This window comes from Prevotella sp. P4-51 (assembly GCF_002251455.1).
Classification (GTDB): Bacteria; Bacteroidota; Bacteroidia; order Bacteroidales; family Bacteroidaceae; genus Prevotella.
Genome location: NZ_NPJM01000054.1, coordinates 32,857 through 55,737 on the forward strand (window position 1 = coordinate 32,857; position 22,881 = coordinate 55,737).

21 protein-coding genes and 1 tRNA gene are annotated in these 22,881 nt (G+C 52.5%); 13 read left to right on the forward strand and 9 right to left on the reverse strand.

What is annotated here, in order from left to right:
• Both CIK94_RS08075 and CIK94_RS08080 read left to right on the forward strand, forming a co-directional pair.
• Positions 1-1,095, forward strand: coding sequence for a DUF1573 domain-containing protein (locus tag CIK94_RS08075; RefSeq protein ID WP_254046172.1), 1,095 nt, complete (start codon positions 1-3; stop codon positions 1,093-1,095).
• Between the two features lie 12 nt (positions 1,096-1,107).
• Complete coding sequence (locus CIK94_RS08080; protein ID WP_022311286.1) at positions 1,108-1,971, forward strand: 4-hydroxy-3-methylbut-2-enyl diphosphate reductase; 864 nt, start codon at positions 1,108-1,110, stop codon at positions 1,969-1,971.
• Positions 1,972-2,230: 259 nt separating this feature from the next.
• On the opposite strand, the gene CIK94_RS08085 is transcribed toward CIK94_RS08080, so the two are convergent.
• Positions 2,231-2,956, reverse strand: a complete 726-nt coding sequence (locus CIK94_RS08085) for a radical SAM protein (RefSeq protein WP_158216543.1) — start codon at positions 2,954-2,956, stop codon at positions 2,231-2,233.
• A gap of 361 nt (positions 2,957-3,317) precedes the next feature.
• Here CIK94_RS08085 and CIK94_RS08090 point away from each other — a divergent pair, with 361 nt between their 5' ends.
• The 3 genes from CIK94_RS08090 to CIK94_RS08100 are packed head-to-tail and all read left to right on the forward strand — an operon-like array spanning position 3,318 to position 9,056.
• Entirely contained in the window at positions 3,318-3,653 is a 336-nt protein-coding gene (locus tag CIK94_RS08090; protein WP_144008348.1) for a hypothetical protein, read from the forward strand.
• 31 nt (positions 3,654-3,684) lie between these two features.
• Positions 3,685-6,162 (forward strand): glycoside hydrolase family 2 TIM barrel-domain containing protein, encoded by a 2,478-nt coding sequence (locus tag CIK94_RS08095; protein WP_371591649.1) that lies wholly within the window; start codon positions 3,685-3,687, stop codon positions 6,160-6,162.
• Positions 6,163-6,218: 56 nt separating this feature from the next.
• Complete coding sequence (locus CIK94_RS08100) at positions 6,219-9,056, forward strand: two-component regulator propeller domain-containing protein (protein ID WP_094422542.1); 2,838 nt, start codon at positions 6,219-6,221, stop codon at positions 9,054-9,056.
• Here the strand turns inward: CIK94_RS08100 and CIK94_RS14060 are convergent.
• Positions 8,993-9,337, reverse strand: coding sequence for a hypothetical protein (locus tag CIK94_RS14060; RefSeq protein ID WP_144008349.1), 345 nt, complete (start codon positions 9,335-9,337; stop codon positions 8,993-8,995). The two genes, CIK94_RS08100 and CIK94_RS14060, sit on opposite strands and share 64 nt — an antisense overlap.
• Positions 9,338-9,759: 422 nt before the next feature.
• On the opposite strand from CIK94_RS14060, the gene CIK94_RS08105 reads away from it, so the two are divergent.
• The 5 genes from CIK94_RS08105 to CIK94_RS08130 all read left to right on the forward strand — a co-directional run bounded on the left by CIK94_RS08105 (position 9,760) and on the right by CIK94_RS08130 (position 12,916).
• The gene (locus tag CIK94_RS08105) at positions 9,760-10,254 is read left to right on the forward strand and encodes an RNA polymerase sigma factor (RefSeq protein ID WP_094422544.1); all 495 of its coding nucleotides are present in this window, start codon (positions 9,760-9,762) and stop codon (positions 10,252-10,254) included.
• Positions 10,251-10,925 carry a hypothetical protein gene (locus CIK94_RS08110; RefSeq protein ID WP_094422545.1) on the forward strand — a complete coding sequence of 225 codons (675 nt, stop codon included), beginning with the start codon at positions 10,251-10,253 and terminating at the stop codon, positions 10,923-10,925. Before CIK94_RS08105 ends, CIK94_RS08110 begins: the two co-directional genes overlap by 4 nt.
• Positions 10,926-10,936: 11 nt before the next feature.
• Complete coding sequence (locus CIK94_RS08115; protein ID WP_144008350.1) at positions 10,937-11,428, forward strand: hypothetical protein; 492 nt, start codon at positions 10,937-10,939, stop codon at positions 11,426-11,428.
• 757 nt (positions 11,429-12,185) lie between these two features.
• A complete protein-coding gene (locus CIK94_RS08125; RefSeq protein ID WP_094384407.1) occupies positions 12,186-12,425 on the forward strand; it encodes a hypothetical protein in 240 nt (79 codons plus the stop codon).
• On the forward strand, positions 12,422-12,916 hold the full coding sequence (locus CIK94_RS08130; protein WP_094384405.1) for a hypothetical protein: 495 nt from the start codon (positions 12,422-12,424) through the stop codon (positions 12,914-12,916). The genes CIK94_RS08125 and CIK94_RS08130 overlap by 4 nt, the downstream gene beginning before the upstream one ends.
• Positions 12,917-13,020: 104 nt before the next feature.
• Here the strand turns inward: CIK94_RS08130 and CIK94_RS08135 are convergent, their stop codons facing one another.
• From CIK94_RS08135 to CIK94_RS08140, 3 genes are all read right to left on the reverse strand, one after another.
• A complete protein-coding gene (locus CIK94_RS08135; RefSeq protein WP_254046173.1) occupies positions 13,021-14,223 on the reverse strand; it encodes an IS4 family transposase in 1,203 nt (400 codons plus the stop codon).
• A gap of 356 nt (positions 14,224-14,579) precedes the next feature.
• Positions 14,580-14,756: a hypothetical protein gene (locus tag CIK94_RS14405; protein WP_158216544.1), complete on the reverse strand. Its 177-nt coding sequence runs from the start codon at positions 14,754-14,756 to the stop codon at positions 14,580-14,582.
• 14 nt (positions 14,757-14,770) lie between these two features.
• Positions 14,771-17,398 carry a hypothetical protein gene (locus CIK94_RS08140; protein ID WP_144008351.1) on the reverse strand — a complete coding sequence of 876 codons (2,628 nt, stop codon included), beginning with the start codon at positions 17,396-17,398 and terminating at the stop codon, positions 14,771-14,773.
• Between the two features lie 432 nt (positions 17,399-17,830).
• On the opposite strand from CIK94_RS08140, the gene CIK94_RS08145 reads away from it, so the two are divergent.
• Positions 17,831-18,049 carry a LytTR family DNA-binding domain-containing protein gene (locus CIK94_RS08145; RefSeq protein WP_158214788.1) on the forward strand — a complete coding sequence of 73 codons (219 nt, stop codon included), beginning with the start codon at positions 17,831-17,833 and terminating at the stop codon, positions 18,047-18,049.
• A gap of 191 nt (positions 18,050-18,240) precedes the next feature.
• Here the strand turns inward: CIK94_RS08145 and CIK94_RS08150 are convergent.
• The 4 genes from CIK94_RS08150 to CIK94_RS08165 all read right to left on the reverse strand — a co-directional run bounded on the left by CIK94_RS08150 (position 18,241) and on the right by CIK94_RS08165 (position 20,901).
• A tRNA-Ser gene (locus CIK94_RS08150) sits at positions 18,241-18,331 on the reverse strand.
• A gap of 72 nt (positions 18,332-18,403) precedes the next feature.
• A complete protein-coding gene (locus CIK94_RS08155) occupies positions 18,404-19,198 on the reverse strand; it encodes a TatD family hydrolase (RefSeq protein ID WP_094422553.1) in 795 nt (264 codons plus the stop codon).
• Positions 19,198-20,169 carry a polyprenyl synthetase family protein gene (locus tag CIK94_RS08160; RefSeq protein WP_173845688.1) on the reverse strand — a complete coding sequence of 324 codons (972 nt, stop codon included), beginning with the start codon at positions 20,167-20,169 and terminating at the stop codon, positions 19,198-19,200. Before CIK94_RS08160 ends, CIK94_RS08155 begins: the two co-directional genes overlap by 1 nt.
• Before the next feature lie 21 nt (positions 20,170-20,190).
• Positions 20,191-20,901 carry an energy transducer TonB gene (locus CIK94_RS08165; RefSeq protein ID WP_094389194.1) on the reverse strand — a complete coding sequence of 237 codons (711 nt, stop codon included), beginning with the start codon at positions 20,899-20,901 and terminating at the stop codon, positions 20,191-20,193.
• 99 nt (positions 20,902-21,000) lie between these two features.
• On the opposite strand from CIK94_RS08165, the gene porQ reads away from it, so the two are divergent.
• Together porQ and cmk are read left to right on the forward strand one after the other, a co-directional pair.
• Positions 21,001-21,948: a type IX secretion system protein PorQ gene (gene porQ / locus CIK94_RS08170; RefSeq protein ID WP_094422555.1), complete on the forward strand. Its 948-nt coding sequence runs from the start codon at positions 21,001-21,003 to the stop codon at positions 21,946-21,948.
• Between the two features lie 10 nt (positions 21,949-21,958).
• Positions 21,959-22,651: a (d)CMP kinase gene (gene cmk / locus CIK94_RS08175; protein WP_022311278.1), complete on the forward strand. Its 693-nt coding sequence runs from the start codon at positions 21,959-21,961 to the stop codon at positions 22,649-22,651.
• Positions 22,652-22,881: the final 230 nt, after the last annotated feature.

Genomic DNA, 22,881 nt, shown 5'->3' on the forward strand with positions numbered 1-22,881 from the left:
ATGACCATAATGAACCTATCCTCACACTCTCACCGTCTGGTGATGACCCTCTTCACGCTGTGTGTGGCGCCGATGGCGCTTATGGCACAGAAGATAACAGTAGCCCAACCCACCATAGACTGCGGTCAGGTGCAGTATTGCCGCCCCGTGACCGTACAGTTTGAGGCCCGCAACCAGAGCGGGCGTCCCATCACCATCGCCAAAGTGCGCAGCAGTTGCGGATGCACAGTGGCAAGTTACCCCAGTCAGGCCATAGCCAACGGCAAGACCTTCAAGGTAAGCGCTGTCTATGACGCCCGTCAGTTGGGACACTTCCAGAAAGAGCTGGCGCTCTATGTCGATGGCGGCAATAAGCCCGTGTATCTCACCCTGCGTGGCGTGGTCGTGGAAGAGGTCATCGACTATACCGGCGACTTCCCCCTCGAGCTCGGCGACCTGCGTGTCGACAAGACCGACGTGGAATATGATGACGTCAACCGTGGCGAGCGACCCTTCTTCCGCATCAATATCCTCAACCCCACCTCCAAGGCAGTGAGCCCGCAGGTGATGCACCTGCCCAACTACCTCGAGGCACAAGTGTCGCCGTCGACGATAGCCGCCGGGCGTCCCGGAGTGGTGACCCTCACGCTGCTGTCAGACAAGTTGCGCGACTTCGGACTCACCCAGACCACCATCTACCTGGGCAGCAATCCCGGTGAGCGCGTCTCTGCCGACAAGGCCATCGAGGTGTCGGCGGTGCTGCTGCCCTCGTTTAAGAATATCACCGACGCCACCCGTCAGTATGCCCCCAAGATGAGCCTCTCTGCCACCTACCTCGACCTGGGCAGCTTTGACGGTAAAAAGAAGAAGCGCGGCGAGATTATCATCACCAACAACGGACGCACCGACCTCGAGATACGCAACATACAGATGTTTACCGCCGGACTGGAGGTGTCGCTCTCGACCCGCAAGATAGCTCCCGGCGCGTCGGCTCGTCTGCGCGTGACCGCCGTGGCATCGGCGCTGCACAAGGTGCGTACTCGTCCACGCATACTGATGATTACCAACGACCCCGACAAAGCCAAGGTGGTGATAGCCGTAGATGTAAAACGATAGACACTTATCCTGATGATACAGATAGAAATAGACAGCGGTAGCGGATTTTGCTTCGGAGTGACTACCGCCATCAGCAAAGCCGAAGAAGAACTCTCTCGCAGCGATACGCTCTACTGCCTGGGTGATATCGTGCACAACGGCATGGAGGTAGAGCGTCTCCATCTGCAGGGACTGCAGACTATAGACCACAGCCAGTTGTCTCAGCTCCACGATGTCAAGGTGCTGCTGCGTGCGCATGGTGAGCCGCCGGCTACTTATGCCACCGCCGAGCGCAATCATATAGAAATCATCGATGCCACTTGTCCTGTGGTGCTCCAGCTCCAACGCCGCATCAAGCGCCAGTATGACGACAATCCCCAGGCACAGATTGTCATCTTTGGCAAGAACGGCCATGCCGAGGTCTTGGGTCTCGTGGGTCAGACTGATGGCAACGCCATCGTGGTAGAGAACCTTGACGACGCCAGCCATCTCTGTTTCGACCGCGACATTTACCTCTACTCGCAGACAACCAAGTCGCTCGACGAGTTTCATGCCCTTATAGCCTACATCCAGGCGCATATCTCTCCCCAAGCCACCTTCCGCAGCTTTGACACCATCTGCCGCCAGGTTGCCAACCGTATGCCCAACATTGCCGCCTTTGCCGCCCGCCACGACATGATACTCTTTGTGAGCGGCCACAAGAGCAGCAACGGCAAGGTGCTCTTCAATGAGTGTCTGCGCGTCAACGCCAACAGCCACCACATCGAGCAGCCGTCGGAGATAGACCTGCACTGGCTCGACGGAGTCAAGACCATAGGTATATGTGGGGCTACGAGCACGCCCAAGTGGATAATGGAGCAGTGTAGAGACCATATCCTCGAGGCGCTGAAGCGCTGAAGCGAGGGTGGGCTGTATCGCGGCTTCGCTGGGTGATGTCTCCGCGCCCGCTGAGATGACATCTACGCCCGCCGAGATTGTCCCCACGCCCGCCGAGATGACCTCCGCCCCCGCCGAGATGACCTTCTCGCCAAAAAATACTAACAGACCGCCGCTGAAGACAAGCCCGAGGGCCAACTTCAGCGGCGGTCTGCGTGTAGAGGGGCTGCCAGTCAATGCGGAGCCATCCTCCCTCTGTCTATACCTTATTATATATATACTATTTGGATGGCTTGACGATGTATTCGGTCCTCTCTATATGCGTCAAGCCCATCGCCCGTAGCTCGTCGACGCTCCGCTCTACATCGGTATCGGTGTTGAAGTCGGGGATGAGCGGCACCTTGACCCTAATCTTCTCTTCGGGCACCAGCTTCATGAGTTCGGCGAGCCGCTCCTTGACTACCGGTTCGGCGGAGGTGTATTCCCTGTAGATATAGCTGTTCATATCCTTGACATCGACTATCCACTCGTCGATATGGGGTGCCAGTGCCTCTATGGCATCGGTGGTGCAGCACAGCGAGCTTTCTATCGTGAACCTCCAGTGGCTGGGGCAGAGCGGGATGAAGGCTGTGATGAACGCGTGCTGCGTCGTGGGCTCACCGCCACCGAAGCAGATGCCTCCGCCCGTGGTCTGGAAGTAGATATTGTCCATCTTCACCATCTCGTAGAGTTCCAGTGGCGTGACCCAGTGTATGCCGGGCGTGAGGGTGTGGCCGTCGCTGCCGTCGCCGTTGCCGCCCACATCGTAGTGGCAGCGGTCGTTGAGGCAATACCTGCACTTCAGCGGGCAGCCCATCATTGCGACCAGGGTGGTGATGCCCTTGCCGTCGGTTCCCATGCGCAGCCGGCTGATGCCGAATATGGCAATCTTCTTATCCTTTATGTCTGTCATGATTATGGCTTTATCTGAGTAGGCAGTAAGCTGCTTGCCGACAAATTTACACATTATTACAATAATAGCGTTGGTTTCGCGCTGTTTTTTTTCGTATGATATTTTTGTCATTCATGGCACGATACGTGTAATGCACATCACGAATTATATCATTGGCACCTTGAATTTGTCATTTCATACTTTGAAGTCGGAAAAAAGATACCCCCCAGTCGTTTATCTGTCTGATTGTGGATAAAAGAGGCCGTCTTTCTTGGCAACATATCGGTCATATTGGCAACAAAACGGACAAAAACGCGCGAAATGACCACTTGTGTCCGTTTTATTTTTATCTTTGTCTGATATATGTCTTGTTGTTTTTACCCTATTGGCTAATTTTGCCACAGTTAAAAACCAACAACCTAACATAGTAACTAAAATGTACGCAATCTTAAGACAACTGAAGAGAAGCTATCTTCTCGTGGCATTGTTGCTCATGGGCTGTCTGCCAGTCTTGGCACAGACTCGAACCATCCAGGGTAAAGTGACAGATGCACAAAATGGTTCCCCCCTCATCGGCGCCTCGGTAGTGGTGACTGTCTACGTGGGTGAGAGCAAGAATGACCAACAGACCAACTACGGTTCGGACCCTTCAGACCTCTTCAAGCTGTCTACAGCCGACGGCAACTGGAACATCTGGTTCAAGGACGATGTCAACGGCACCGAGGTGACCGTCACCGCCGACCTCAACGCCATGACCTGGAAATACGAATAATACAACAACCGACTAACAATTATAGACAACAATGAAAAATATAATAGCAAAAGCCCTACTGCTGGCTTCCACACTTATGTTGGCCCTCTCCACGGGGTGCCGGGCCCAGGTAAGCCGTGTTATCGACCTCCCCGACTGGGATTTCTCACGCGACGGCCAGTCGTGGCAACCCGTCCGGGTGCCCCACGATTGGGCTATATCGGGGCCTTTCGACAAGAAGTGGGATCTGCAGATGGTCGCCATCGAGCAGAACGGCGAGTCCGAGAAGACCGAGAAGTCGGGCCGCTCGGGCGCGCTGCCCTGGATAGGTGAGGGATATTACCGCATGCGTCTGGCGCTGCCCAAGGGCTACAAGCGCGCCGTACTGGTGTTCGACGGAGCCATGAGCGAACCCGTGGTGAGCGTCAACGGGCGTGAGGCAGGCCGCTGGGCCTATGGCTACAACGCCTTCCGCATCGACATCACACCCTTTGTCAAGTTTGGCTCCAAGGACAATCTTGTCGAGGTGCATCTCAACAACCGCGAAGAGAGCTCGCGCTGGTATCCTGGTGGCGGTCTCTACCGTCCGGTCCATGTCGAGCTCTATGGCGATGCCGCCTTCTCTCCCTGGGACACCTATGTGCGCACCCTCAGTGCCACCCGCGATGAGGCCCAGGTCGAGGTGAGCGCTCTGCTTCAAGGCAATATGGGCAAGCGTGGCTACACCGTGGTCTCTCTGGCCGATGCCGAGGGTAGGGTGGTGGCTGCCGACACGCTGCAGGGCAACGCCCCCCAGTTCCAGACCACGCTCCGTGTGGTCGAGCCCCGACTCTGGTCGCCCGAGTCGCCCACGCTCTATCGGCTCAGCCTCGCCCGCTATGAGGGGCGCCGCCTGGTCGATGTGCAGACCGTCAAGACCGGCATACGCACCATCTCGGTGAGCCGCGAACACGGTTTCCAGCTCAATGGCGTGAGCCGTAAGATTAAGGGAGTGTGTCTCCACCACGACCTCGGACCCCTCGGCGCTGCCGAAAACAAGGCTGCCCTCATCCGCCAGATTAAGATGATGAAAGCCATGGGTTGCGACGCCATCCGCACAGCCCACAACATGCCTTCTACCATGCAGATGGAGCTCTGCGACTCGCTCGGCATGATGGTTATGGCCGAGAGCTTCGACATGTGGGTCTATCCCAAGTGCAAGAACGGCTACGCCCGTTTCTTCGAGGAGTGGGCCGACAGAGACATCACCAATCTGGTGAAGCACCACCGCAACCACCCCAGCATCATCATGTGGAGTATAGGCAACGAGATACCCGAGCAGTGGAGCAAGGAGGGCGTTGCCATCGCCCGCCGTCTGCAGGACCTCTGCCACCAGTACGACCCCTCGCGCCCTGTCACCCAGGGCATGGACCGTGCCGAAGAAGCTCTGGCTTCTGGTTTCGCCCAGGTGATGGATGTGCCGGGTTTCAACTACCGCGTTCACAAGTATTACAACAATATGGCACAGTTGCCCCAGGGTTTTCTGCTCGGGTCTGAGACGGCATCGACCGTGAGCTCGCGCGGAGTATACAAGTTCCCGGTAAGGGTAGGGGCGCACAACAACAATCCCTATCCCGACGGCCAGTGTTCGAGTTACGACACAGAGTATTGCTCGTGGAGCAATCTGCCCGACGACGACTGGCAGATGCAGAATGACCACAGCTGGGTTATCGGCGAGTTTGTGTGGACGGGCTACGACTATCTGGGCGAGCCCACGCCCTATGACACCTACTGGCCTTCGCGCAGCAGCTATTTTGGTATCTGCGACCTGGCTGGACTGCCCAAAGACCGCTATTACATGTATCGTGCCCACTGGAATGGGCGTGTACACACCACCCATCTGCTGCCCCACTGGAACTGGAGCGGGCGTGAGGGAGAGCCGACACCCGTATACTGCTACACCGACGGCGTCGAGGGCGAACTCTTCGTCAACGGCAAGAGTCAGGGGCGTGTGCGCAAGGACCCGACAAGCCGTCTCGACCGTTACCGCCTCAGATGGAACGACGTGAGATACGAACCCGGCGAGATACGCGTGGTCACCTACAACCAGTATGGAGAAAAGGTGGGCGAAGACTGTCGCCGTACAGCCGGAGAGCCATCGCAGATACGCCTCGAGGTAGACTGCCCCGACCACGTTTCTACCGCCGTGGCGTGCTTGGTCGAGGGCTGCGACCACAACCATGATGCCTCCCTCAACGCCGACGGTCACGACCTGGCCTTCATCACGGTCAGCATGCTCGATGCCGATGGCAACGAGTGTCCGCTTGCCGACGACGAGCTCACCTTCGAGGTCAGCGGTGCCGGAGAGTTCAAGGCGGCATGCAACGGCGATGCCACCTCGATCGAGTCGTTTACCCAGCCCCGCATGCGGCTCTTCTCGGGCAAGCTGGTGCTCATCGTCCAGAGCCTGAAGCAGGCGGGCAAGGTCACCGTGAGGGTCAGAAGCGCTGCCCGCAATATCGAGAAAACCGTTACTTTGAGAGTCGGTTGATTTTTTCTTGCCAATATGTTTGCCAGTGTGCTTTTTAATGCGTATTTTTGTTGTATATGAAGCAGACTATCAGACATATTGGCATGTTTATATTCATGCACATCATCTGTTGTGCGCTCCATGCACAACGGTTTACCAACATCACGCTCGACGGAGCGCAGACCATCTACGCCATCATGCAGGACAGTCAGGGCCTGATGTGGATAGGTACCGATGCCGGACTCTTCAGCTACGACGGGTACCACGGCTATCGCCACTTCGGCGACTGTACGGTGGCCAATACGCGCGTAAATGCTCTGGCGCAGCAGTCCAATATGCTCTATCTTGCCACCGCCAACGGTCTGCAGGCCTTCGACCTCGACACCTATGCCTATAGACCCAGTACCGCCACTGCTGCGGGCACTACCACTACCCGCAAGACTCCCACCGAGCTGCGCGTCATCGACCTGCGTCATGGCAGCGACGGCTATGGCAGCGATGTCTACGCCCTGCTTCCCACGCGGAGAGGGCTGCTCAAGGGCACCATCTCCGGACTCTATCTCGGCCGTAGGCAGATAGCCTTCTGCCAGGGCACCCAGCCACTGGTCAACGCCCTTGCCTACGATGCCCACCGCCGCTGCTACTGGATAGGCACCGAGGGCGCCCTCTACCGCGCCGACCTGCAGTTGAAGTCGTTTACCCGTATCGACGCCCTCAACGGTCACTCCATCAAGTGCTTTGTCCTTGCTGCCAACGGCACCCTGTATATTGGCACCGACGACGGACTCTTCTCCATGGCTGTCAGTGGTACCATCAGCCACTATCAGCACGACTCCCACGACGCCTCGTCTATCCCCAACAACATCGTGTGGGCATGCTATGTCGACAAGTGGCAGAATGTGTGGATAGGAACCGACAACGGGCTGTCGCGCCTGTCGTCCCATACCTATTATATATATACTCCGCTCTACAAGGCTACCCTGTCTAATGAGGGCAACTGTCTGCACGCTCTCTGCCAGACGCGCGACGGCGAATGGTGGATGGGTGGCACCAATGGCGTGATAAGACAGGGCAAGGCATGGTATCGGCAGAACAACAGCCAGCACCCGCTGAGCCACAACCGCGTGCGCAAAATCTATCAAGACCGCGAGGGCGGCGTCTGGGTGTGTACCGACCACGGCATCAACCTCTATGACAGCCGCTCGGGCCAGATGCGCAACTTCATCGTCTACGACCCCACGCGCAGATACTCCACAGCGTGGGCTTATGATATACTCCAAGACCGGCAGGGACGCATGTGGATGGCGTCATACATGGGCGGCATCTTCGTCGTAGACCGCCAGCGGCTCGTGCAGACCGTCACTGCAGCCACGGCCTCATCGCCGTCGGCTACGGCTACGCTCATGGCCGATGTGCATCTTGCCAACCATGGCGCCAATGCCCTCTCGGCGCTGCATGTGGGCCAGTTGGTAACCGATGCCCAGGGTATGGTGTGGGCTTCGACCGGCAACCACGTAGACCGCATCAATCCCAAGACCATGAAGGTCGAGGCTGTGCCCGCGGACGATGTGGTCAACTATCTCATGGCCGATGCCCGTGGCAATGTGTGGATGGGCAGCAATGGCAAGGTGAGATGCTATGTCATGGAGGGCAAAGCCACATGGCCCGTCAAGCCCCGCGAGTGGCAGATAGGCGGCAAGGTGGCATGTATGAGCGATGTCGACGGGCGCACCTGGGTGGTGAGCGGTCAGGAGTGCTGTGTCATCGGCCTCGACGGCAAGAGCTTCAGGTTCAAGATACCCCAGGACATCACGCCCATGACCATCTACTATTCGCCCACGCAGCGCCAGGTGGTGATGGGTGGCAATGACGGCTATGTGACGCTCAATGCCGACGCGCCCACAGCGAGCGCCCATCCCCGGAGGCTCATGCTCGCAGGCGTGATGGTCAACGGCCGCCAGCTGCAGGGGGCTATGGCCGACGGTCGGGCAGCCGGCAGCGACGACGGTCGTGTGAAAACCCTCGAGCAGGCTCCGCGCACCATGGACAGACTGGTGATAGAGAGCGACGAGAACAACTTCACGCTGCAGCTTACCGACCTGCCCTTCTCAGACCATCCCTCGGCGGTCTATGCCTATCGCCTCGAGGGCAGCGACCACGACTGGCAGTATATGACGCATCGCAATCTGGACATAAGTTACAACGGCCTGCCCCATGGTAGCTATCATCTCACGGTGCATGCCGTTGACGGTGAGGGAAATATCGGCGACGAGGTCTACAGGCTCGACATATCGATACTGCCACCATGGTATCTCTCGCTCTGGGCCAAACTCGTCTACACCCTGCTGGCTGCCGCCATCGCCTGGGGTAGCCTCAAGTTTGTGTGGGTCAGAAAGCGACTGGCGGAGGAACGCCGCCAGAAAGCGGAGATACTCGAGCAGGTCGACGCACGTATGAGTTTCTTCAACCGACTGGCCGAAGACCTGAAGAGCGCGGTGGGTCATCGCTCTTTTGATGAGATACTCGACCTCACCAACAACTATCTGGGCATCCAGGCAGAAAAGGTGGAAATCGAGGAACCCGAGTTGAGCCCCGCGGACCAGCGTCTGCTCAAGGAAATCACCGAGGCGATAGAAGCCCACATGATAGACTCAGACTTCAACGTAACCACCCTGCAGGAAATCGTGGGCATGGGTGGCAAGCAGCTCTACCGCAAGCTCAAGGCGATGACCGGCAAGACGCCCGTGGAGTATATCCGCGACATACGCATGCACAAGGCGGCGCTCATGCTCAAGGAGGGCAAGTTCAGCGTGTCGGAGGTGATGTATACAGTGGGCTTCTCCAACAGCAGCTACTTCTCCAAGTGTTTCTCCAAGGCGTATGGCACCACTCCCACTGAGTATATGAAGAGATAACCACCGTCTCTGCCCTCTCCGCCGTCAGGCAGGCTGTGGAGCAGGGTAGCGGCGTAGACTTTAGCATAGATGTTTGCAGCCAAGAGGGCAGCAAGCATCTTTTTTTGTCCATGTTTGCAGCGATAAGTGTTGTATGCGCCTTTGCTTGGTCCATGCTTGCAGCGGAAAAAGTCGTAATCACCTTTTCTTAGTCCATCTTTGCAGCGGTAGGAAAGGCAGATGCCGTCATGGAGCGTAGTGCTGCATCGCTGCGGGCTGTAGCTGAATATCGTGTAAGCCATTGATAATATGTGTATTCATGGCGGTTGCCGGTTCGTGCCTTATGATACGAGTCCACGTATCATATGTTACGAGCCTACGTATCATAAGGCACGAGGTCTCGTGTCATAAGTTACGAGCCGCCCATGGTGGTCACGGCGCCGCTAATGGTAATGCCCGCAGCGCTGTCATCGGTTGCGTATCGTCTGAGTCGTACTATTGTCTTTTTATATCTAAATTCCCTGCTTTTGTTTGTGGTTGCGACATTTATTTATTAACTTTGTCGCAAATCTTGCGACGTTTTCTACGGATTATCGTTGCATCCATAATGCTATGCTTGACCATCTGGTTGGCTTAGTAGACAACTATAAAGAAAAAGTCTGGTTGCTCTGGTAGCGAAACCAGGCTTTTCGTGTTATTATAGTAGTAACAAATCTTAGCGACGATGGATATACAAGAGTTCATACATGGTGTAGAGGGTCTGCGCAGCAATCTGCTGAAGCAGGCAAGGCACTATCTGAACGATGCAGACGACGCAGAGGATGCCGTCCAGGAGACTCTTGTGAAGCTGTGGGTAGTCAGAGACCGTGTGGCAGAAGCCTCGAAGATGAGGAATATGGCTGCCGTGGTCTGCCGGAACGTATCGCTCAACATGCTGCGCGACAAGCGGCAGATTGTCTCTATAGATGGGGCATGGGAGGTGGCCTCGCACGCCAATCCGGAGATACAGTTGGAGGAACGGGAGGGACGGCAACGGCTGCAACGTAGCGTCCGGGCGCTCACAGACAAGCAACGGGCAATGCTCAGGATGCGCAATGTGGAGAATATGCAGTATGCGGATATCGCCAAGATAATGGGAACGTCGGAGTCGTCGGTCCGGGGCATGATAAGCAAGGCTCGGATGGCACTCGTACAACTAATGAAAGGGCCAGAGTTATGATACAGACTAATGAAAACATAGGAAAACTTCTTGAAAGGTTTGTCCAAGGACTGACAACGGAGTCGGAAGAACAGCTGCTGTCGGACTACTTCTGCACGGCTGAGGCTATCCCCGAAGAGTGGATGGTGTATAAGGAGCTGTTTGACAGCTTCTCTACCGATGTCTATGACTTCAGTGAGGATGAAAAGGACGCCATGCTGGCTCGGGTTCCCCGAAAGAAAGCCAAGAGCGCAACTCTGTGGATCTGGGTGGTGGCAGCCTGTGTCGTAGCGGTCATGGTAATCGCTATCCCCATGATGAGGAATAGCGGGGAGATGGCTCAGAAGCCTGTGGCTGAGATCAGGCGGCAGGTTGAGGTCAAGCGCGTAGTGGAGACCACGTCCGATGTGCCGCCCCAGAAGGTAGAACCTCGCGCAGAGACGGCTCCTAAACCCGCCAAGTCTGCTGGTAGATCGCAGGAAAAGCAGACCGAGCGCATCAGTACCCCAGAACTGCTGGAGGCGGTGGCTCTGCTGGCCGATGTGGTGCCCGATGATATCGTCATCTCTTCTCACGACGACGAGTTCAAGGTCAGTACCGTGTCAGACAACGGTAACTCCAACTCGTATATGCTCAGGCGGGGCTCGGGCGAGTCATCCATAGAATTGATATCGCAATCCATAAACTTCTAAATCATATCAAAATGAAAAGAACGATTATCTTACTGCTCGTAGCAGTACTCTCTGTCGCAACCATGAGTGCGCAGAAGATTAAAAAGCCGGTCTATGTGATAGATGGACATCAGGTGGAAAACTTTGACGGCAGTCAACTCAATGGCAAAACCATCGTGAAATACTCGATAGAGCCAGTGCGCAACATTCACGTCATCGTCACTTCTGACTATAAGACCAAAGGCAGAACCATAAGTGATGTGAAGACGTTTACAACTGTAACGAAAGTCGACGTCGACAGCATCACGGTGAATACAACCCAGAGCACAAGTGTAGACAAGAAGGAGGATGTGCTCTGCGTCATCAATGGCAAGATAGTGCCTTATTCGGAAATGAAGAAGACGCCATCCTCCAAGATAGATTCGGTGACGATTATCAAGGACAAGGGTACTGCGACTTATGTCAAGTATGCCAAGGAAGCCGGGCGTGAACCCAAGTGTATCATCAAGGTGGTCACCAAGTAAGCCGGGGTCATCTCCGTCGTCCTATCCATCATCTCCACCGTCCTATCTATCATCTCCACTGTCGGGAGTGTAATGGAAACAATAAATCGAGTAGGAGGAAAACGAAGTAGTTTTCTTCCTACTTTCGTTTTCCGACCTCTCACACCACCGTATATGCGGTTCCGCATACGACGGTTCATATTTTGGGTGCTATTCGAGAAACGTCCCCATTAAAGTAGTATACTATGATTTCCTCGGAATATGACCCGCAATCAGCTCTGAAATAATTGATAGTAAGACCGTTCTGTTCAAATCTCTCAAAGAACATCTTCAGCGTGTCCTTCTGATGGAAACGAACGTTTTCGTTAAGCCAGATGAGCAGAGCTAAGTTTACTTAAGCTCTGTCATGGCGAGAAAACGTGCCATGAGATGGAACAATCTACACCTTAGACCGAGGGTTGAGTCGATTACGGATGACAATGTGGAGTCAAATTGCTCCATGATTGAAAATATTCCTCCAAAAGGAATGAGTTCCTCAGATTTAATTTGTATTTTTGCTATGTCTATCTTCGGATTCTAATCTCATCAAAGAGGCTCTATCAGGGTCTCAAATCGTCTCTGACCAGATTTGCCGACGCAGATAGCTCTGATAACTGGGAACTCGAAATTCCAGAATACGAGGTTACAGCCCCACACCCCAATAGAGGAGGATATTGGGGAAAACCTTATAGTCCATGGGGAGATATTCCAACAATAGATACAAATATAGAAGGAAACATTGCAAGACATTCTCTATTTTTTTAACACGGAAAAGAAATCATTTAGCAAATACAAAGGAGAAGATAAAAACTTATTCCGACTTGCCGCTATCTTACAATATTTTGATACTGGTGTTTGCCTTACGAAAATTAAAAATGAGAAAGATGCCGGTGGAGATATTGAAACTCATTATACTTCATACGGGGCTTACAAGAAAGCCAATGCAAAATACATAATCACTAAAATATGCCAAGAATGAAAAAGTTATTATTGCTCATAGCCTTCATAGCAGGGCTGTCTAAGGTATGCGCACAGAGTTATACCTACCACCCATTGAAAGAGTTTCGAGGAGATACAATAGCCTTTCTAAAACAGAATTTCTACGACCAGCGCAGCTATTTTATCGGCAAGAAGTTTGAGGTGCTAATTAATCAGTATATATGGGAAATGCCCCTGAAAGATTGTGAGTCGCAGGGCACATCCCCCTATATAGACCCAAAGGGGAAAACCTACCTATGCGGAGCCTGGCTACGCAGTATGGAATGCACCCCCGTGAGGTCTGACACAGCGTGTGCGGTAAATACAGCAAGTATCGTAGTGACATTTGTACCTCCATACACTGTCGATGACGATGATTTTTGCTATAACCAGCCCGATGACATCACTCCATATGGTGTGGCCAATCTCTTGAAAGACTATATCATCAAGGATATAAAGATAGACATTTTCGATCGCCGTCGTAAGTATTAGCTATTATTGCTGTCCGCTAAAACTCTAAAGAGCACAAATCCCTCGCCCGAAGTCCTCTGAAAATGGGACTTCGGGATTGCTTTTTCAAAAAGTAAGCCCCCACTCTAATCAAAAAGGCTTGGTTCAGGAGGTATTTCCTTAGCCTCCTGAACCATTTTTGCCCAGTCTTTTTCTGGTTCCTCAAGAAAAGTATAGCAGTTCACATAATACATGAGCATGATTCTTACCATTGATGCCAATCCAGAAAAGCTCCAAGAGCGTTTGATGCGTTTTTTTATGACCATCAGAAGGAGATTGGCTATCAGGGTGACCCAAATCTGTATCTTGATGGCGTTGGCGCTCTCCCCATAGAAGTATTTAAGCGGGAAATTTTGTTTCAACTGCTTGAACAGCAACTCTATTTCCCACCTTTGGCGGTATATGTCGATGATGTCTTCCACCTCCATGGTCATGTCGTTGGTAAGCAACGATATGACTTTCGCCTTTTTCTTCGCAGGATCGACATAGGTGACAATACGGGCCTTGTGTTTGATATTCTCTCCGCCCTTTATATGTTTCCTGAACTCCACGACCTGGACTCTACACTCCATGAGGCCACACGGCAACATGTACATTGTGTCAGAAAGAGTATCATATACAAGATTCTTCTTAATTTTTGTCACGTATGTGACACCACGATTGGTCAGTTCCTCAAACCTGGCATAGTCTATGTAGGCCCTGTCCATGGCAATGATATCTCCATCGTTATAATTCGCGGGCTTCAGCATAAAGCTGTCATTGGTTGCGGCTGACGTGAACTTGATGTCAGACGGCACGAACTCGTTGGCGTGGATATTGGTGTGCACTTTTATACCACCCTTTTTTTCCCCGGTCTTGGGATGCCTGCCTACGCCTTTGAAAATGAGGTTGGAAAAAAGGCTTATTGTCGTGGAGTCGATAATCTGTAGGCGGTTTAACCATGCAGGCATCCGCCGTTTTCGGCTGTCCGAGGAAAGTTCGTCCTTGTATCGGGCGTACAGGCTGCGGTACGTGGCCTCAAACACGGCCTCAGGCCTGCGGGCGTTGGCATCAGACAAAGTGCTGCGCCTTGGCATCGTCCTTATGCCCAAATGGGCGAGCTTGCGCGCTTCAGGAAACATAGAATCTGTAATCTCGCGCAATGTGTCGAATTTTCTGATGACAGCGTAAAGCATTATTGCCATATGCTGGTAGGCATCAAAGCGCTTTACGTAGCGTTCACCATTATACTCGCGGCTGAATTTGAGAATATCTTCCTTGTTGAGCAAATTTATTAGCTGACCATACATCGGCTATCCGCTAAAATGTGTACCTTTGTTCATAGTTACTTGAATTGAAATTTACAACAAGAAACAAAGGTAACTAAAAGGGCTGAATTCCAAGCGAGGAATCCAGCCCTAATTTTTATATGCTCAAAAAAAGTTTTAGCGGACAGCAATAATCCAGAATTGGGGTAAACTATACACTTTCTCTAACGAATAATCAACCAAATACACACTTTTTCTAACGAAAAAGAGACATTCTGCAAGAGCTTTTAGGGATAATATCCACTAAAGCTACTTACAGATTGTCTCACTACTAACCGGATTGCTTAACGCAACTAAAACTACATTTATTCAGAATATTTCATTCAATCTTCAAAGTCTTAGTCATCCCAAAAATCGCCGCGACCAGTATGTCCGTCACCATTTTCCTCATCAAAGTGAGAAAAGTCACGTTTTGGGGCAAACCCACCTACTATCTGTCCACCTTCGCTTCCACAAAGAAGAGACTCGATTCTAACTTTATACACATTGACTTCCGGCTTAATATAACTTTTCATATTTCCTTGGTTTCTTATTTGATAAATTTCTTTCCATTATGAATATACACTCCTTTGACAGGACGTGACACCTTTACTCCCTGAAGGGTATAGAACGATGCGTTGCCGTCTGTACTATTCGGCTTGACTTCTGTTATAGAAGTAGTGCTTCCGCCATTATCTTCGTCATCGAAGACAATAGCCATCTTGGCAAGCGACTGATTGTTCAGGTCCGTCTCATTTCCGAGAAACTGTCCGTTAAAATCGATATACCCGAACTTCGCTCCTACTCCACCGTCTACAACAGTATTTGCCGGAATACTCAGGTAAGCCTTGTTGGCATCGCTTCTACCATTCTGCGTAAGGCGGAAGAAACCGATATAGTCGTCTCCTGTCCCATTCTGCTTGTAATAGTTAGTGGAATGGAAGTTTGCAAGACCGAAGAAGCGATGGAGTATTTTTCCATCAGCATCGGTATCAGCATTTCCGAGATTGTCGATAGCCGTGACTGTCGGCTTGAGATAGTTGTTCCATTCTTGACCGGCATACTCGTCTGCCTTTGTCCACACTGCCGTGTAATTATCACCTTCTAACGGCATTTCAGCCGGTGCTTCCCTCAAAGAGAAATCCAGTTTGTCGCCGTCGGAGAAGGATCCCTCAGGCACTTCCCCTACGAGTACTACTCCCATATTTGCCGGAATGTATTTGAGCTGACGAAGATAAACCGTACCCATACGCTCTGAAAGTGGGTCTCCTGCATTCTCCGGTTTTTTGTAGCGATATGCCTCATACACTTTCACGTTGTCGTCGACAGGTGCCATTGCCACATTGTTGCTGTATGTACGGATAAACTTCCCTACACAATAGGTGAAAGGCATCTTGATGACTTTTGTTTCTGATATGGTATAGCGAGAGATGTCTTTACCATCCTTGTCAAGCTCTGGGTAGAACCTTATCGTCCATATTCCTGCGGGACGGTTCCAGAGGATATCCTTCTTATTAGGAGTTGTGCTTCCGAAGCCCTCCTCATCCTCTCTCGCCGTTTTACGGAACTGCACGTCGTTCGCATCGTCAGGCATACAAGAGTGGTTGTCTGCATCAGCGGCATTATCATAAGTGGGTCTTGCGAATCCTTTATTGTTTGTAATATTGTTGTCCGTCTCGCCCCAGTTTTGGTCTGCGTCACGGTTGGCAACAAACCTGAAATGCGATTTGGCGTATTTTGCGTCTACAGTAGATATCGTCAGCGAGAAGCAATGCTCGTTGTCATCATACTTCATGTCTCCTGCGGTAGAAGTATACTGCCAATTGCCCGTTGCTGCATCATAAGTTCCTTCCACGGCATCGCCTATCATAGACATGGTTTTTATCAGGGACTCAGCATCGTCAGCATTGCCGTTGATTATCTCTATACTGCCCGACAGACCATAACTGCCGTCTTGCATTGACAAATCGTTATTTCCTTTGTTAGGATTATAGTGTATTCTCTTTATACCCTGCAGATGAAGGGTGAAAGGTTTCTGGTTAGCCCATACCTTGTCACGATACTCGCTGGTAGAATTGTAGTCAACACCTCCGTTGCCGAGGAAGAATAGTTTATCGTGAGTTCCGGAATTGTTGTTTACGCTCTTTGTGGCATGAATATCCGGCGTTGCCGTTTTAGCCTGAGCAAGTGTCCCTGTAGAGGATACGTCATTCACAATATAATCGATTGCCCAATAGCTGTTGGAACCATCAAAATAGAGCGGAGCTTCCATCTTGTCGCTGAAATTTCCCTGGCCACCTGTACGAGTGTCATAGAGCGGCTGCGCCGTAGCCCCTTCCTTGTTGTCAATAAAATAAGTCACACGTGTATTGGCATCATGCTTCACCTGCCAGTCGGAGGGGTTTCCGTCTTTGTCAAGCCTAAAGCTGAAGGTATACATGCCATCGTCGTCTATCACTCCGTCATTGCGGGTCACGAGATTCCAGTAGTTGTTGCCCTCTTCCATTGTCGCAGAACCGAGAAGTGTCTTTGCCCCTGTTGTTCCACAAATAGTTCCCACAGTTCCGTTTGTTGACGGCCATGCGCTGGTATTATCCTTTGCACCATGCAGGTTGAATACCTCGCCCGGTCCGTAAACCATCTTATTGTCATACTCGTCAACAGCAAGAATCTGTGCATGTGCCGTGAGGCATGCCGGGATGCTGAACGAATAGCTCTTGTCCCTTTGCTGTTCGAATTTGAAATACACATGTTTTTTATAGTCTATCGTTGCGCCGTCGCCCCCCGGATTATATTCTCCACCTTTATTATATGGCGAGAAGAAATTGCCCACGAGATAGTAACCCGGTTCGACATCTGTTGCAGGCCCTACAACAGGCCCACCGCTTCCTCCTGTGGAAGTTTTCTTTCCTTCTATCCATACGCGGCGCGTCGCGCCTTCTGTGATGTCCACATTAACCGTGAGATATTCATATTCGCCCGCCGTATAGCTTACTTTCCAGGCTTTATCACTTCCGTTTGATATATTATTATAATAGGTGGGATTTTGTGTTCCTTCCTCGTTTATCGTAAGCGGATCACCATTGACTTCAGGCTGCATCTGATTACTCTCCCCTGACACTCCGATACGGAACCAGAAACTCGTTTCGGGCATGGAAGTGATTTTAAGGGAATACACATTGTCGCCATAAGAAGTGTTCTGAGCAAGCTGATGGTTGCTTGGCACTTTATACTCACCAACGATACCGTTGATTTTTTTGGGCTGTAAGCAGATATACATCTGCTGCCTTCATCTCCAATATTGTCCCAAGCATCAACATAAGGACAAATAGGCTTTTAGTTAATTTTTTCATCTTTTCAGAATTATCGCGTTATTAATAGATATGCTACGTTTTTAGTTAGTAGAGCAGGTCCTGCACATTATGCAGAACCAAGACCATCCTCGTTCTTTGGTTTTTTTCGACTGCAAATATATGTATTTTTGCATTACGCTATATTAGGGAAGATGGAAAATATGGGGAAAAAGTTATGCAAACGTTAGCACCGCCATCGTCTCAACCCTCTGAATAATGCAAGATTTCCAATGAGTTATGCTGTACTGAATCTAACTATGTTGCCAACGGACGACATTGCCTATATAGAAGCTTTTGGCAACTACTGTGACGTGCATCTCTTCAACGGAGAGTCGGTGACGATGACGTTCCAGTTGCACTACTTTGTAGAAGCCTTTAACAAGCTGAAGCAGAATTTCTTTACGCGTGTTGGCAAGAGTCTGATAGTAAACACAAATTATGTTTACGCCATCATACCGCCCAAAACTAACTACTAATACTTTCTTCATTGCTTTTCTATACATAATTAGGCTATGTATATGCCATAAGCAAATCGTTGCAGATGGTTTGTATGAAATGATATAGAAAATGTATAAAACTACACTATTGGTCGTAAATGTAATTTTTGAAAGGCACGGCAGGATTATAATAAAAGAGTCCTGCAAGTCTTTCGACTTACAGGACTCTTTGGCGGAGAGAGGGGGATTCGAACCCCCGATACGCTTTTGGCGTATACACGCTTTCCAGGCGTGCCTCTTAAGCCACTCGAGCATCTCTCCTCTTAGCTCGTGCAAAAGTACGAAAAAACTTTGGTAATCGTGGCTTTTGTCTTGAGTTTTTTTATATTTACCCTATTTTATTCCGAAGATACGTTCTACATTCCTGTTGGTCTGTTGGGCCACCTCGTCATCGCTCACGCCGTAGCTGGCGGCCAGGCAGCGCATTACGTCGGCCGCATAGGCACTCTCGTTGCGCTTTCCGCGATGGGGGACGGGCGCCATATAGGGGCTGTCGGTCTCGAGGACGATGCGGCTGAGCGGCACGACGGCGGGGAGGTCATCGCGGAGATGGCTGCTCTTGAAGGTGAGCACACCGCCTATACCCAGGCTGAACCGCTCGAAGCCGAGGAGCTCCTGGGCTTCGTTCTGGTTGCCGGTAAAGCAGTGGAATACGCCGCCCACCAGTTCCTGCTCATACTTGCGCAGTAGCTTTACCATCTCGTTCTGCCCCTTGCGGCAGTGTATCATCAGTGGCAGCCGATACTCTATTGCCCATTGCACCTGCCGCTCAAAGGCAAGCAACTGCTCGTGTTCATATTCGCGCGACCAGTAGTAGTCGAGGCCCACTTCGCCGATGGCTATAAACTCCTGCTTGCCGTTGCGGTCGGCGTCGAGCATCGTCTGCATCGTGTCGAGCTGCTTAGCCCAGTCTTCGCGCACCTCTTCGGGATGCAGACCTATCATGGGATAGGCGTAGCCGGGGTATTGGTGGCAGACATCGAGCACCGTGGCGACGCTCTTCACGTCGATGGCGGGAATGAAGACGCTGCCTACGCCTGCCGCCTTGGCCCGGGCGATGACCTCGGGCCTGTCGGTGGCAAACTCTTCGCCGTCGAGATGCGTATGTGTGTCTATGAATATTGTCATCAGTACTGGCGTTTCATCATTCGTTCGGCATAGCGTCTCAGTTCTATCTTGCGCGACTCGTTTACGTTTACTGCCTCGAGATAGCGATGACTCTCAGCGAAGTAGAAGGCTATCTTCTCGGTAGCCATTCTATCGATGCCAATCTCGTTGTACAGTCTGGTCACAGCCTCAATCTTCTCCTTCGGCCTGTCATTGATGGCGAGCCACTGCTCGAGCTCCTTGCGCTGACTGTCGTTGGCATGGGCGAGAGCATTGATGAGCATGAAGGTTTTCTTGCCGGCGAGGATGTCGCCGCCGATGGCCTTGCCAAACACCTTGGTATCGCCATAGACATCGAGGAAATCGTCCTGCAGCTGGAAGGCCAGTCCTATCTTTTCACCGAAGCGGTAGAGGTTGTCGCAGTCGGCCTCGGGAGCGTCGGCAAGCAGCGCGCCAATCTTCAGCGCGCACGCCAGCAGCACGCTGGTCTTCAGGCGTATCATTTCGATGTACTCTGCCTCTGTCACATCATTGCGCTGCTCGAACTCCATGTCATACTGCTGACCTTCGCCTATCTCCAGAGCCGTCTCGGTGAAGAGGTTGAGCACGTCGGCCAGCTTGTCGCGACGGCACTGGGCCATGCGCTGATAGGCGAGCACCAGCATGGAGTCGCCGCTGAGTATGGCAGTGTTGGCGTCCCAACGGCGGTGCACGGTCATGTGACCGCGGCGCAGGTCGGCATTGTCCATCAGGTCGTCGTGGAGCAGTGTATAGTTGTGGTAGGTCTCCAGGGCGCAGGCGGGCATAAGGATAGACTCTGGGTCGTCCTTGTAGAGATTGTACGCCAGCAGCATGAGCGTGGGACGGATGCGTTTGCCACCCAGAGAGAGTACATACTTGACGGGTTCATAAAGACTAAACGGTTTTCTGTCATAAGGCAGATGCTCAAGGAATTCATTGAACTTGGCAAGAATTTCGTCGGCTGTCATCATAATTATCTTGTTTTAGGGATTCTACAACTGGAACACTATGGGGATGGCGAATAGCGTGCGGCAGGGCTTGTCGTTCTCCTTGCCGGGCTTCCACCGGGGCATTATCTTGACCACGCGCATCGCCTCGCGGTCCAGCAGCGGATGTACCGACTGCTCTATCTTGGGCGAGGATATGCTGCCGTCGCGGTTGATGATAAACGACACCACCACCTTGCCCTGTATGCCGCCCCGCTGGGCTTCGGCGGGATAGCAGAGGTTCTGCGTGAGCCATTTGGTGAACGCCTCCATGCCGCCCTCAAACTGTGGAATCTGCTCGACCACCCTGAAGTGGATGGGCTTGTCGTCGGCAGGAGTCTGGGGTATGGCCTCGCTCACATGGGCCTTGTCCGTGAGAGCCTCGTCGCCGCCCGTCACTAAGGTGGGCCCCTCGGCGCTGTTGTCTGTGGCCTCGTCGGTCTGCGAGTCCACCTCCTTGTCTACCGCCTTGACCTGTGTGGTCACCGGCTTGTCGGGCTGGGTGGCAGCCATCATGTCTGGCTGGGTGGCGGGAGTCTGCATGTCTATGTCCTGCACCATCTCGTCGAGCGAGTCGTCGGTTGGGTAGGGCTGGGATATAGAGGTATACTCGAGGGCGACGTAGAGGATGGACAGGGCAAGCACCACACCCAGCAGGAAGCTCGGAAGGCGCTTGCTGTCGATGTCGCCAGAGTTGGTATGAGATGCTTTGTCCATTGTCGGCAATTATTTTGTGTCGTCTGCATTAATTCATATGCAAATTTAACTCAGTTTTTTGAAAAAACTCGTAACTTTGCGAAATAATCAGGTAAATAGATGAAAAAAAGTACATTTACTCTCCTGCTTTTACTGTTAGCTCTGTCATGCCGGGCACAGGAGAGCCAGACAGCATACAACTTTCTGCGACTGCCGGTGAGTGCGCATGCTGCGGCGTTGGGTGGCGACAACATCACGCTGACCGACGACGATGCCTCTCTTGCCTTCCACAATCCCGCCCTGCTTTCATCGGTGAGCGACAAGACCATCGGTTTCAACTATATGAACTACATGTCGGGTGCCAATATGCTCAGTGCATCTTACTCCTTGGTATTGGCAGACCGCGCGTCACTGGGTTTCGGGGCGCAGTACATCAACTATGGCACGATGCGGCGCACCGATGCGAGCAACGTGCAGACTGGCGAGTTCTCCGCCAAGGATCTTGCCCTCTCCGCCACCTTTGCCTATCTGCTTACCGACCGCCTGGCGGGAGGCATCACCGCCCGCATGGTGACGTCGTATATCGGCGACTACAACTCCATTGCGGCGGGATTTGACCTGGGGCTCAACTACTACGACGCCGACCGGGAGTGGTCGCTGTCGCTGGTCGCCAAGAACCTGGGAGGCCAGCTCAAAGCCTACAACGACGACTATGAGTCGATGCCCATCGATGTGCAGCTCGGAGCCAGCAAGCGCATCGAGCATACGCCTTTCCGCATCTCTGCCACGATGGTCGACATGAACCATTGGGATTACAAGTTCATCTACCACTGGGTCTTGGGCGTCGACGTGTTGCTCTCCGATAACATCTACGTGGCCGCTGGATACAATATGCGCCGTGCCAACGAGATGAAGATAGTGAGCGGCGACGACGAAGAGAGCAGCCACGGCGCCGGACTGTCCTTGGGTGCCGGACTGTCGCTCGAGCGGTTCAAGATAGGCGTCGCCTATGGCAAGTATCATGTGTCGAGCTCGTCGCTCGTCATCAATGCAGCTTATACATTATAATATTATATATATGAAGAAAATTGTGATAGCCATCGACGGCCACTCGTCGTGTGGCAAGAGTACCATGGCCAAAGACCTGGCTCGCGAGATAGGTTATGTCTATGTCGATACGGGCGCCATGTATCGTGCTGTGACCCTCTATGCCCTCCGTGCGGGACTCTTCGGTGCCGACGGCAGCATAGACAGCGAGCGCCTGCAGCAGCTGATGCCGCAGATACAGATTACCTTCAAGTTCAACGCCGAGACAGGACGCCCCGACACCTATCTCAACGGCTCTCTGGTAGAGCGCGAGATACGTTCGATCGAGGTGAGTTCGCATGTGAGCCCCGTGGCCACGCTCGCTTTTGTGCGCTCAGCCATGGTCGAGCAGCAGCAGGCTATGGGCCGCGACAAGGGCATCGTGATGGACGGCCGCGACATCGGCACCACCGTCTTCCCCGATGCCGAGCTCAAGATTTTTGTCACCGCCTCGGCCGAGGTGCGTGCCCAGCGCCGTTACGATGAGCTCAAGGCCAAGGGTATGGAGGCCGACTACGACGATATCCTTAAGAATGTGCAGGAGCGCGACTATATCGACTCCCACCGCGAGGTATCTCCGCTGCGCCAGGCCGACGATGCCATACTTCTGGACAACAGCCACATGACTATCCCTGAACAGAAGCAGTGGCTCATGGACCAGTATCTCGCCAAAGTCAACGCATAGACGCCATACCATTGCTCTCGGGCATACCGCCACGAGAGATATCCAGGGGAAGAGCCGTTCCCCTGGATTTTTTTTGCCCCAGGCTTTTCCCCCGGCTGCTCTCCCCGCACGTTTCATCCCCGCTATTCTTCCCGTCGCCGATGATGGCTGTGGCGAGTGCGTTTTCCCGTCTTTCATGCCAGCCTATCGGCTATCGCGGGGCGCCCCGCCGCGCAGACGGTCTGCCTCCC

Excerpts from the sequence above, each read along its gene's own strand:
- CIK94_RS08135 (WP_254046173.1), bottom strand. The coding sequence starts at position 14,223 with ATGTATGGTCAGCTAATAAATTTGCTCAACAAGGAAGATATTCTCAAA.
- CIK94_RS08105 (WP_094422544.1), top strand. The coding sequence starts at position 9,760 with ATGGATATACAAGAGTTCATACATGGTGTAGAGGGTCTGCGCAGCAAT.
- cmk (WP_022311278.1), top strand. The coding sequence starts at position 21,959 with ATGAAGAAAATTGTGATAGCCATCGACGGCCACTCGTCGTGTGGCAAG.
- CIK94_RS08100 (WP_094422542.1), top strand. The coding sequence starts at position 6,219 with ATGAAGCAGACTATCAGACATATTGGCATGTTTATATTCATGCACATC.
- CIK94_RS08080 (WP_022311286.1), top strand. The coding sequence starts at position 1,108 with ATGATACAGATAGAAATAGACAGCGGTAGCGGATTTTGCTTCGGAGTG.
- CIK94_RS14060 (WP_144008349.1), bottom strand. The coding sequence starts at position 9,337 with ATGGCTTACACGATATTCAGCTACAGCCCGCAGCGATGCAGCACTACG.
- CIK94_RS08075 (WP_254046172.1), top strand. The coding sequence starts at position 1 with ATGACCATAATGAACCTATCCTCACACTCTCACCGTCTGGTGATGACC.
- CIK94_RS14405 (WP_158216544.1), bottom strand. The coding sequence starts at position 14,756 with ATGAAAAGTTATATTAAGCCGGAAGTCAATGTGTATAAAGTTAGAATC.
- CIK94_RS08145 (WP_158214788.1), top strand. The coding sequence starts at position 17,831 with ATGTTGCCAACGGACGACATTGCCTATATAGAAGCTTTTGGCAACTAC.
- CIK94_RS08085 (WP_158216543.1), bottom strand. The coding sequence starts at position 2,956 with ATGTGTAAATTTGTCGGCAAGCAGCTTACTGCCTACTCAGATAAAGCC.
- CIK94_RS08130 (WP_094384405.1), top strand. The coding sequence starts at position 12,422 with ATGAAAAAGTTATTATTGCTCATAGCCTTCATAGCAGGGCTGTCTAAG.
- CIK94_RS08160 (WP_173845688.1), bottom strand. The coding sequence starts at position 20,169 with ATGATGACAGCCGACGAAATTCTTGCCAAGTTCAATGAATTCCTTGAG.
- CIK94_RS08095 (WP_371591649.1), top strand. The coding sequence starts at position 3,685 with ATGAAAAATATAATAGCAAAAGCCCTACTGCTGGCTTCCACACTTATG.
- CIK94_RS08165 (WP_094389194.1), bottom strand. The coding sequence starts at position 20,901 with ATGGACAAAGCATCTCATACCAACTCTGGCGACATCGACAGCAAGCGC.
- CIK94_RS08155 (WP_094422553.1), bottom strand. The coding sequence starts at position 19,198 with ATGACAATATTCATAGACACACATACGCATCTCGACGGCGAAGAGTTT.
- CIK94_RS08115 (WP_144008350.1), top strand. The coding sequence starts at position 10,937 with ATGAAAAGAACGATTATCTTACTGCTCGTAGCAGTACTCTCTGTCGCA.
- CIK94_RS08110 (WP_094422545.1), top strand. The coding sequence starts at position 10,251 with ATGATACAGACTAATGAAAACATAGGAAAACTTCTTGAAAGGTTTGTC.
- porQ (WP_094422555.1), top strand. The coding sequence starts at position 21,001 with ATGAAAAAAAGTACATTTACTCTCCTGCTTTTACTGTTAGCTCTGTCA.
- CIK94_RS08090 (WP_144008348.1), top strand. The coding sequence starts at position 3,318 with ATGTACGCAATCTTAAGACAACTGAAGAGAAGCTATCTTCTCGTGGCA.